The 4,362-nt window shown below is 69.9% G+C and carries 8 protein-coding genes; 3 read left to right on the top strand and 5 right to left on the bottom strand.

The window, feature by feature from the left end; all coding sequences use genetic code 11:
• Positions 1 to 307 precede the first annotated feature (307 nt).
• From SSNG_RS22440 to SSNG_RS22435, 3 genes are all read right to left on the bottom strand, one after another.
• Entirely contained in the window at positions 308 to 562 is a 255-nt protein-coding gene (locus tag SSNG_RS22440) for a hypothetical protein (protein ID WP_042801669.1), read from the bottom strand.
• Entirely contained in the window at positions 555 to 716 is a 162-nt protein-coding gene (locus SSNG_RS42275; protein WP_165365022.1) for a hypothetical protein, read from the bottom strand. Before SSNG_RS42275 ends, SSNG_RS22440 begins: the two co-directional genes overlap by 8 nt.
• Before the next feature lie 87 nt (positions 717 to 803).
• A complete protein-coding gene (locus SSNG_RS22435; RefSeq protein WP_007266181.1) occupies positions 804 to 2,018 on the bottom strand; it encodes a helix-turn-helix transcriptional regulator in 1,215 nt (404 codons plus the stop codon).
• Positions 2,019 to 2,107: 89 nt separating this feature from the next.
• Here SSNG_RS22435 and SSNG_RS22430 point away from each other — a divergent pair, with 89 nt between their 5' ends.
• Complete coding sequence (locus SSNG_RS22430; protein ID WP_007266180.1) at positions 2,108 to 2,473, top strand: hypothetical protein; 366 nt, start codon at positions 2,108 to 2,110, stop codon at positions 2,471 to 2,473.
• A gap of 170 nt (positions 2,474 to 2,643) precedes the next feature.
• Here SSNG_RS22430 and SSNG_RS22425 read toward each other — a convergent pair whose 3' ends face one another.
• Positions 2,644 to 3,195 carry a hypothetical protein gene (locus SSNG_RS22425; RefSeq protein ID WP_042801668.1) on the bottom strand — a complete coding sequence of 184 codons (552 nt, stop codon included), beginning with the start codon at positions 3,193 to 3,195 and terminating at the stop codon, positions 2,644 to 2,646.
• Positions 3,192 to 3,470 carry a helix-turn-helix transcriptional regulator gene (locus tag SSNG_RS22420; RefSeq protein WP_007266178.1) on the bottom strand — a complete coding sequence of 93 codons (279 nt, stop codon included), beginning with the start codon at positions 3,468 to 3,470 and terminating at the stop codon, positions 3,192 to 3,194. Before SSNG_RS22420 ends, SSNG_RS22425 begins: the two co-directional genes overlap by 4 nt.
• Before the next feature lie 104 nt (positions 3,471 to 3,574).
• Between SSNG_RS22420 and SSNG_RS22415 the strand changes: the two genes are divergently transcribed.
• Both SSNG_RS22415 and SSNG_RS22410 read left to right on the top strand, forming a co-directional pair.
• Complete coding sequence (locus SSNG_RS22415) at positions 3,575 to 3,769, top strand: hypothetical protein (protein WP_042801666.1); 195 nt, start codon at positions 3,575 to 3,577, stop codon at positions 3,767 to 3,769.
• Positions 3,766 to 4,089 carry a hypothetical protein gene (locus SSNG_RS22410; RefSeq protein WP_063749901.1) on the top strand — a complete coding sequence of 108 codons (324 nt, stop codon included), beginning with the start codon at positions 3,766 to 3,768 and terminating at the stop codon, positions 4,087 to 4,089. Before SSNG_RS22415 ends, SSNG_RS22410 begins: the two co-directional genes overlap by 4 nt.
• The last annotated feature ends 273 nt before the right edge of the window (positions 4,090 to 4,362 follow it).

The raw sequence follows: 4,362 nt of genomic DNA, 5'->3' as shown, positions 1-4,362 counted from the left end.
AAAGCCGAAAGACTGCCGGGAAACCCCCAAAGAAACGGCACGGTCCATGGTGAAGGGGCGGGTCTCTCAGCGATGCGGGAGGGGCCGGGGGCCGGCCCGCCGGGCATCCGGGCCCCCAAGAGTCGAGATCCGGAGCCGGGGCGCGACTACCCGCACGAGAAGGCGAACAGACCGCCCTGCGGAACCCCCAGACGCGACAGATCGCTACGCGCTCCTCTCGTCTCAGCGTCCGACGACCGCCCTGGGCCGATACCCGCACGAGAAGGCGAACAGAGCAGCCACAGGAGCCGGTGGGCGCGACGGATCGCTACGCGCTTCTCTGATCTCGGCGTCCGGCCGCCGTCTTGGGCTGGTCCGGGGCGGGTTTGACGTTGGTGACGGCGGCGGTGAACTCGCGGCCGCAGGCACCACGGATGTAGGCCAGTTCCATCCAGCGTTCGATGCCGGTGTCGGAGACGTTCTCGTTGATCACGGCCATGAGCACGCCCTCGACACCGGAGGCGATGTCACGGACGCGGCGGCGCAGGAGGCGGTGGGGGACGTACTCGTAGCACTCACTCATCGGGCGCCCCCTCGAAGGTGACGAGGAAGCGCTCCCAGCCGGCGTGGGCACGGTCCAGGAGCTCGGCGCTGGGGCTGCTTGTCGTTTGTGCCCGCGACCACGGATTGTCGGGGTCGAGCGGATGGGTCGCCTGTTCGTGCGTGGCTGTGGTCATGTATCCCTCGCGTCGTCTGCCGGACGGTTCGATCTTCTCGTCGGCCGACGAAGGACCACAGGGACGCAACATCCCACTTTCCCGCGCTTAGTTGGCGATGCCGAGGAAGTCCTTCAGCTGTCGCAGGCCCGGCGGATGGTGCGGTCCGGCCCACAGGTCGGTGACGATCGCCACGGCCAGGGTGTGGTGCCGCATCCACCCCGGTGCGACCCTCCGCAGCCTTTCGAGGGCCTTCAGTGCGCCGGTGGTATCGCCCAGGTCCGCATGAGCGCGCGCCAGGTCCAGGAGCAGCCACGTCCGCCACGAAGGAGGGGTGTCCTTGCTGAGCCTTATCCCCCTGGCCAGCGTCAGGGCCTCCTCCGGGCGGTCGTGCTGGACCGCGAGGCGGACCCGCTCGATGCGCACCGACGAGCGGCTGAACACCGAGACGAGTTTGCCGTCGGCCGGCGGAGGCAGGGTGGCCAGTCGGCCCGCCGCCCTCTCGGCGGTCACCATCATGTCGTTGGCCGTCGCGTAGTCGTCGCTGCGGGCGTACGACGTGGCTGCGGACATCAGCAGTCCGCCCCAGACTCGAACTCCCTCTGATGTGGCGGTGTGTTCGCGTTCCACCGCGTCCGCCGCGTGCACGGCCAGATTGCGTGCGTCGTCCAGCCTGGCCTGCCTCTGGTAGGCCCATGCCACGGAGTTCGACAGCATCGGAGCGAGCAAGGGGTCCGATGAGTCCCCGGCTGCGGCGTAGGCCCGCTCCAGCGCCGAGAGGGCGAGGTCCGTCTTGCCCAGGCGGATGGCCAGGTGCCCGCCGAGTTGCAGTGCCTTGCCGAGAGCCGCTTGACCGGCCGCCCGCTGGTCCGCGTTCCCCACGGCGGCGAGGAGTCTGGCATCGGCGATGATGCCCGGCAGCACCTCCATGAGGCGACCGAAGTCCGCCGAGTGGTAGAGGGTCCATCCAGCCGCCAACTCCGACCGCAGGAGCGGGAGGGACAACCGCTCCGCACCCGTCGGCTCCACGGGCGGGGCGAACAGCGGCGGCATTATGGCCCGCCGCACGGCCACGAGCGCCGGGGAGTCCGCCTCACCGTTCGAGGGCACCCCGGGCGGATCGCCCAGCAGGCTCGTCAGCTCGACGCCCAGCCCCTTGGACAGTGCGTGCAGCGTGGGCAGTCTGGCGCTGTGCTTGCGCCTCTGCTCCAACTTGCGCACCACGTCGACGGACACACCGGACCGCTCCGCCAGACCCTCTTGAGTCAGGTCGGCGAAGCGGCGAAGACGACTCAGACGGTCACCCAAGTGCTCAGCAGCCATACGGCCAAAGTACGCCTTGCGGTTCCGGGAGCACCGCAGTTTCCGCCGGGCGGACGCTACGCTCTGGCGGGCCGACGAGAGGGATTCGCATGTCGCAGACCGAAGGCGCACGACTGTTCCGCGAGGCATGGATCGCGGGGGTGCGGCAGCACTTCCCGGGTGAGCCGAAGGCTGGTTATGTGACTCCGTGGGACGAGACACCGCAGTGGGAACGTGAGGCCGCCGGGGCCGTGTACGCGCAGGTACGCCACTTCGTCGAGATCAGCGACGCCACCACCGCACGGCTCTCCCGGGAGCAGAAGAGCCGGTTCGTCGCGACCTGTTGGACGGCGCAGATGTTCAAGCACTTCGAGAACCCGGAGCCGGGCTACGTGGCCGACTGGCCGGACCTTCCCGCGTGGCAGCAGGAGACCGACGCGGACATCTTCGAGGCCATCGAGAAGGCACGCGACTGAGTTGCCGGCGGCGGCCGCGTTCCTCTGACCATTCCCTTCGCCTGGTCATGCGAGACCACGGCCGCCGTCGCGCTGTACAACCGGCTGGTCGGCGACGGTGAGGCCGTCGGGGAGCTGTTCCACTCCCCCTGTTGAGAGGCTCACAGGAGCCCTGGCCGGACTCGACGCGCTCATGCAGGCGCCGGTTGACCCCGTCCGTCAGTAGGGTCCATGGCAGGCTCCTCCTCGTCCCCGTCGTCGCAGTACGGGCACCACGGCGCCAGGCGGTTGTGCGTACGGGTCGTCCACGTGGTGGCCACGGTGAGGACGATCCCGGCGATGAGGAAGAGGTACGCCCTCCGCTGCGCCCCCTCCATCCCCAGCAGGTGGTAGAGCGGCGCGCAGCCCAGGACCGCGAGGGAGGCGTTCGTGAGCAGGACCAGGCCGAACCGCGGGACGGAGCCGAAGAAGGCGTGCGACGCCCACAGCGCCCGGCGCGCCCTTCCGGGTTCCCGCGCGGACTCCGCCGGGTTGAGCGGCAGTACCTTGACGCACTCCGCGCAGGGCGGCGCGAAGTGGTGCCGGATCTGCATCGCGCCGGGGACGATCATCAGGAGCTGGCCGACCGCGTAGACGACCAGTCCCACCGGCCCCGCTCCACGGGTGACCACGAGGGCGGCGATCACGACGGCGGCCGAGACCGCCTCCAGCGCGTACCCGGAGTGGCGGTGCGGCAGTCTCATCGGGCGACCACCTCCGCAGCCTTCGCGGCCTCGCGCGGGACGAAGCACACCATGAGGTCGGTGCCCATCGCCTCCGCGACCCGGTGCAGGACGTCGAGGCTCGGCAGGCTCCTGGCCGCCTCCAGCCGCGACACGTGCGGCTGCCGCATCCCGGCCGCTTCCGCCAACTGGCGCTGCGACCAGCCCAGTTCCATCCGCCGGTCGTACACCGCCTGGGCGATCCGGTAGGCGAGGTCCCGCTCTTCGAGCTCGTCGGACTCATTCTTCCTTGGCATACCCCCGATGGTATGTATACCTTGAGCGGGATACCAGAGGGTGCCGCATCACCCCGGCGTTCAAACCGAGTTGGGGGATGCCCCGCCCGACGGAGGGATGACAGATGTTCGAGTTCCTCGCCCGCAACCCCTTCCTACGCCCGCTGTTCACCGTCGCGAGCCTCGTAATCACGGTCACGCTGGCGACCTCACAGCCCGAACACCGCACGCTCTACCTCGTGTCGGCAGCCCTCGGATGCGTCGACCTGGGCCTCCAGGGCTTCACGGCCATCCTCGAACGGAAGAAGATCCCCGCATGACCATCGATCTCCTGGTCATCTACACGAACCGCCTGGACGAGTGCCGCGACTTCTACGCCGGCCTCGGCCTCGACCTCGTCCCGGAGCGCCACGGCAACGGCCCGGACCACTACGCCGCGACCCTCGCCGACGGCACCGTCCTGGAGCTCTACCCCGCGACCCGCCGCCCCGAGACGGGCTACCTCCGCCTCGGCCTGACAGGCGACTCCCCCCGCACCCTGACCGACCCCGACGGCCGCACGGTCGTCCTCACCGCCCCGGAGGGCTTCGGACATCAGCCCCAGCCGACGGCCGGCCGCCGAGATCAGAGAAGCGCGTAGCGATCCGTCGCGCCCACCGGCTCCTGTGGCTGCCCTGTTCGCCCTCTCGTGCGGGTATCAGCCCAGGACGGGCGTCGGACGCTGAGACGAGAGGAGCGCGTAGCGATCTGTCGCGTCTGGGGGTTCCGCAGGGCGGTCTGTTCGCCTTCTCGCGCGGGTAGTCGCGCCCCGGCACCGGAAACCCGCCTCTTGAGGGCCCGGATGCCCGGCCGGCCGGCCCCCGGCCCCTCGTCTCATCGCTGAGGCGCCCGCTCCTCCAAGGATCGTCCGTCC

It is taken from the genome of Streptomyces sp. C (assembly GCF_000158895.1).
Classification (GTDB): domain Bacteria; phylum Actinomycetota; class Actinomycetes; order Streptomycetales; family Streptomycetaceae; genus Streptomyces; species Streptomyces racemochromogenes.
Note: the sequence above shows the minus strand (reverse complement) of the source record. Positions and strands in the feature narration are given on the sequence as shown.